General features: G+C 69.6%; 6 protein-coding genes. 1 reads left to right on the top strand and 5 read right to left on the bottom strand.

Features of this window, described 5'->3' with window-relative positions:
- Both AC1D01_RS20995 and AC1D01_RS20990 read right to left on the bottom strand, forming a co-directional pair.
- Positions 1-990 (bottom strand): ATP-dependent DNA helicase (locus AC1D01_RS20995; RefSeq protein WP_477869697.1); only part of this gene is annotated, 990 nt, incomplete at its 3' end.
- Positions 968-1171: a YdcH family protein gene (locus AC1D01_RS20990; protein ID WP_477869695.1), complete on the bottom strand. Its 204-nt coding sequence runs from the start codon at positions 1169-1171 to the stop codon at positions 968-970. The genes AC1D01_RS20990 and AC1D01_RS20995, both read right to left, overlap by 23 nt.
- A gap of 63 nt (positions 1172-1234) precedes the next feature.
- Here AC1D01_RS20990 and AC1D01_RS20985 point away from each other — a divergent pair, with 63 nt between their 5' ends.
- Positions 1235-1999 carry a PP2C family protein-serine/threonine phosphatase gene (locus AC1D01_RS20985; RefSeq protein WP_477869693.1) on the top strand — a complete coding sequence of 255 codons (765 nt, stop codon included), beginning with the start codon at positions 1235-1237 and terminating at the stop codon, positions 1997-1999.
- Between the two features lie 24 nt (positions 2000-2023).
- Here the strand turns inward: AC1D01_RS20985 and AC1D01_RS20980 are convergent, their stop codons facing one another.
- The 3 genes from AC1D01_RS20980 to AC1D01_RS20970 form a co-directional block, all read right to left on the bottom strand.
- On the bottom strand, positions 2024-2593 hold the full coding sequence (locus tag AC1D01_RS20980; protein WP_477869691.1) for a hypothetical protein: 570 nt from the start codon (positions 2591-2593) through the stop codon (positions 2024-2026).
- Positions 2590-3690, bottom strand: a complete 1101-nt coding sequence (gene zapE / locus AC1D01_RS20975; protein WP_477869689.1) for a cell division protein ZapE — start codon at positions 3688-3690, stop codon at positions 2590-2592. Before zapE ends, AC1D01_RS20980 begins: the two co-directional genes overlap by 4 nt.
- Before the next feature lie 19 nt (positions 3691-3709).
- The coding region (locus tag AC1D01_RS20970; RefSeq protein WP_477869687.1) for a dihydrolipoyl dehydrogenase at positions 3710-4832 on the bottom strand (1123 nt) is incomplete at its 5' end.

Genomic DNA, 4832 nt, shown 5'->3' with positions numbered 1-4832 from the left:
CTGCAGCGCCGTGCCGAAATCGGCCCGCTCGGCGCGCTCGTCCCAGCGCAGCTTCAGGCTGCCCCGCACCTCGCGCAGCGGGCCGGCCGCGGCCATGCGCAGATCGCGCGCCGCCTTGTCGCAGGCGGCGGCCAGTTCCTGCCAAGGCGCGAGCCCGCGCGCCAGCTGCAGGCCGGCGCCGAGCATGTCGCGGGCGAAGTCGATCACCTGCCCGGTGCCGAGCGTGGTGCCGAGGAAGGCGACGCCGGCCTCGGCGAGCTGGTGCGCCTCGTCGAACACCGCCACCTCGACGCTCGGCAGCAGCTCGGCCACGCCGGAGTCGCGCAGCGCCATGTCGGCGAAGAACAGGTGGTGGTTGACGACCACCAGGTCGGCGGCCATCGCATCGCGCCGCGCCTTCATCACATGGCACTGGCGGTACTCGGGGCATTCGCTGCCGAGGCAGTTGTCGCGGGTGGAGGTGACGAGCGGGATCACGCTGGAGCGCTCGTCGAGCCCGTCGAGTTCGGCCAGGTCGCCGCTGGTGGTGGCGCGCGACCAGGTCTCGATCTTGGCCAGCGTGCGCACCGCCCAGCGGTCGGGCAGCTGGGCCGACTGGCGCGCCTGGTTCATGCGGTGCGTGCACAGGTAGCTGGCGCGGCCCTTCAGCAGCGCGATCGTCAGCGGCAGGCCGAGCGCCTCGCGCAGGCGCGGCAGGTCGCGCAGGAAGAGCTGGTCCTGCAGGCTCTTGGTGGCGGTGCTGACGAGCGCCCGCGCGCCCGACAGCAGCGTCGGCACCAGGTAGGCGAAGGTCTTGCCGACGCCGGTGCCCGCCTCGGCGACCAGCGCATGCCGCCCGTCGATCGCCTGAGCGACCTGCTGCGCCATGCGCTGCTGCACCTCGCGCTCGACATAGCGCGGATCGGCCTGCGACAGGGCCCCACCCTGGGCGAAGGCTTCGGCGACGGCCTCTTCGAGCGGAGTCAGATCAGGCGGGTTCGGGAGGGTCAAGCTGGGTTTCCAGTTTCGCGATCTGGTCGCGCAGGGCCAGGCGCCGCTTCTTGAGCCGGCGCATCGCGAGTTCGTCGTCGGGGTGCTCGCCGGCCACGCGGTCGATCAGGCTGTCGAGGTCGGCGTGTTCGATGCGAAGCTCGATCAGGCGGCGCTGCGGCGAGTGCAGGTTGTCGTCCATCGAGGAGAACGTCGCGGAGTATTGCAGGTGGGCGTGAGGGCAAAGCGATTATAGTTTTCGCCCATGAGCACACCCCAGGGATATCGGCTGAATGCCGCCACCGGCATGCACCGCGGCGACCGCGCCTACCAGCAGGACCAGGTCGAGATCCTGCCCCACCACCGGGTCCCCGGGTGTGCGCTGGCGGTGCTGGCCGACGGCATGGGCGGCAAGAGCGGCGGGCGCAAGGCAGCCGACCAGGTGGTGCTCACGGCGCGCCAGCTGTTCGAGCGCTACAGCCCGAACCAGGACGATCCCTCCGAGCTGCTGAAGCAGCTGGTGCTCGAAGCCCACCTGATGATCAAGCTGACGGCGATCACCGCCGAGGAAGAGCCGCACAGCACCGCGGTGGCCTACCTGATCAGCCCCTCGCGCGAGTGCGACATGATCCATGCCGGCGATTCGCGCTGCTACCACTTCCGCGGGCCGGACATGGTCCGCCGCACGATCGACCATTCGTTCGTGCAGCGCCTGGTCGACGAGGGCCAGATCAGCGAGGAAGAGGCCAACACGCACCCGCAGTCGAACCTGCTGACCGGCTGCCTCGGCACCTACCAGGATCCGCCGCTGACGCTGCACCACATCGACCAGCTGCAGGTCGGCGATTCGGTGCTCTCCTGCAGCGACGGGCTGTGGCACTACTTCAGCCCGAAGGAACTCGGCGCGATCGTGCACACGCTGCCGCCGCGCGAGGCGAGCGAGATGCTGGTGACGAAGGCACGCCAGCGGGCGCGGGGGACGGGGGACAACCTGTCGCTGGCTCTCATCCGGATCGACGCGCTCGGCTGAGTCGCACCCGGATTCGCATCCGGGCTACGGAGACGACGCGGCGGGGATCGGCAACGACGGCTTGCGTGCCGCCGCCTTCTTGCGGTTGCGCTCCTCGATCTCGGCCTTGTGGGCCTGCGCCTCGCGCTGGCGCGCCTCGAAACGCTCGCGCGCCTGCTGCTCGTCGGCACTGCGGTCGACCGGTGCCGGCCGCGATGCGGCGGCCGACGGCGGTAGCAGCTTCGATGCGCGCGCCTTTGGCTCGCGCGGTGGCCGCGGCTCCGGCGCCGGCTTGTTGATCTCTTCCCAGGCCTTCGCCTCGCGCCGCCGGCGGTGCTCGGCGCTGCGCTGCTGGCGCTCCACCTCGTCGAGCGCGATCTCCTGCTGGTGCAGGTTGTCCAGCGACTGGCGCCGGTCGGCACGCGCCTGGTCGATGCACGAGGTCACGACGAAGCGGCGCTTGCACTCGGCCTCGCGCTGCGCGTACTGCGCCTCGGCCACCTGGCGCTGCTTCGCGATGCGCTCGCGCTCGGMCTGGCTGGACGGCGCGTCCTTCGTCTGCGCCTGCACCAGCGCGGCGATCAGCAAGGCAGCGGGGACGAACAGCCGTTTCATGTCAACCGAGTATCCACGTCCCGCCGCTCCAGCGACAGGAATTCCTTCGACTGCATCTCGTTGAGCCGCGACACCGTGCGCGGGAACTCGTGCGCCAGCGGGCCGTCCTTGTAGAGCTCTTCCGGCGGCACCGCGGCCGACATGATCAGCTTCACGCGGCGGTCGTACAGCACGTCGACCAGCCAGGTGAAGCGCCGCGCCTCCGAGGCGAGCCGCGGCGGCATCTGCGGCACATCCGACAGCAGCACGGTGTGGAACTGCGTCGCGAGCTCCAGGTAGTCGTTCTGCGAGCGCGGCCCGCCGCACAGCGTCTTGAAGTCGAACCACACCACGCCGCCGGCCTTGCGCCGCGCGTGCAGCTCGCGGTGCTCGATGTGCAGCACCGGCGGTTCGTCCTTGGCCTCGGCCAGCTGCGTGAAGGCCTCGGCCATCGCCGCATCGGCCTCGGGCCCGAGCGGCGTGTGGTACAGCGTCACCTGCTCCAGCGTGCGGCGCCGGTAGTCGGTGCCGTTGTCGACGCTGATCACCTCGAGCTTCTGCTTCAGCAGCTCGATGGCCGGCAGGATGCGGTCGCGGTGCAGGCCGTTCGGGTACAGGTCGTCGGGCTTGAAGTTCGAGGTCGTGACGATGCTGACGCGGTGCGAGAACAGGCTGTCGAGCAGCCGGTGCAGGATCATCGCGTCGGTCACGTCGGCGACGTGGAACTCGTCGAAGCAGATCAGCCGGTGGCGCCGCGAGATGCGCGCGCCCAGTTCCTCGAGCGGGTTGACGATGCCCTTCAGCTCGGCCAGCTCGCGGTGCACCTCGCGCATGAACTCGTGGAAGTGCAGCCGCGTCTTGCGCTGCAGCGGCACGGCGTTGAAGAAGCAGTCCATCAGGAAGCTCTTGCCGCGCCCCACCCCGCCGTGCATGTAGACGCCGCGCGGCAGCGGCGGACGCACCAGCAGCTTCGCGATCGCATTGCTGCGCCGCGCCTTGTAGGCCTCCCACTCGTCCTGGCAGCGCTGCAGCGCAGCGACCGCGGCGAGTTGCGCCGGGTCGCTGTGGTAGCCGCGCTCGGCGAGCGTCTGCCGGTACAGCTCTGTGACGGAGACCATCGAGCGCGGTGGCTTCCGTTCAGAAGTTCAAGGTGCGCTTGTCGACGGCCAGGGCCGCTTCCTTCGTGGCTTCGCTCAGTGACGGGTGCGCGTGGCAGATGCGCGCGATGTCCTCGGCCGAGGCCTTGAACTCCATCGCGACCACCGCCTCGGAGATCAGCTCCGACGCCATCGGCCCGACGATGTGCACGCCCAGGATCTCGTCGGTCTTCGCATCGGCGAGGAACTTGACCATGCCCGTCGTGTCGCCCAGCGCGCGTGCCCGCCCGTTCGCGAGGAACGGGAAGGTGCCGGCCTTGTAGGCCCGGCCCGCGGCCTTCAGCTGCTGCTCGGTCTGGCCGACCCACGCGATCTCCGGCGAGGTGTAGATCACCCACGGGATCGTGTTGAAGTTGACGTGCCCGTGCTGGCCGGCAATGCGCTCGGCCACCGCGACGCCCTCTTCCTCGGCCTTGTGCGCGAGCATCGGGCCGCGCACCACGTCGCCGATCGCCCAGACGTTCGGCAGGTTGGTCTTGCAGTCGTCGTCGACCACCACCGCGCCGCGCTCGTCGAGCTTCAGGCCGACCGCTTCCGGGTTCAGGCCGATCGTGTTGGCGACACGGCCGATCGAGACGATCAGCTTGTCGACCTCGAGCGTCTGCGCTTCGCCCTTGGCGTTGGCGTACGCGACCGTGACACCCTTCTTGCCGGTCTTCACTTCGCTGATCTTCACGCCCAGTTCGACCTTCAGGCCCTGCTTGTTGAAGGCCTTCTGCGCCTCCTTGGCGATCTGCTCGTCGACCGCGCCGAGGAAGGTCGGCAGCGCTTCCAGCACCACCACCTCGGCACCCAGGCGGCGCCACACCGAACCCATCTCCAGGCCGATCACGCCGGCGCCGATCAGGCCCAGCTTCTTCGGCACCGCGGGGATGCGCAGCGCACCGTCGTTGCTGAGGATGTTCTCCTCGTCGAACGGCGCACCGGGCAGCGCGCGCGGGTTGGAGCCGGTCGCGACGATCACGTGCTTGGCCACGATCGATTCCTCGGCCGCGCCCGCCACCTTGATCTCGTAGCCGCCTTCAGCGGCCTTCACGAACGAGCCGCGGCCGTGGAAGAACGACACCTTGTTCTTCTTGAAGAGGTACAGGATGCCGTCGTTG

Source organism: Rhizobacter sp. P3_B12 (genome assembly GCF_056402895.1).
The sequence above is the reverse complement of the archived record's forward strand: the minus strand, read 5'-3'. Positions and strand labels throughout refer to the sequence as shown.

Coding starts and splice junctions, on each gene's coding strand:
- AC1D01_RS20990 (WP_477869695.1), bottom strand. CDS start 1,171: ATGGACGACAACCTGCACTCGCCGCAGCGCCGCCTGATCGAGCTTCGC.
- AC1D01_RS20985 (WP_477869693.1), top strand. CDS start 1,235: ATGAGCACACCCCAGGGATATCGGCTGAATGCCGCCACCGGCATGCAC.
- zapE (WP_477869689.1), bottom strand. CDS start 3,690: ATGGTCTCCGTCACAGAGCTGTACCGGCAGACGCTCGCCGAGCGCGGC.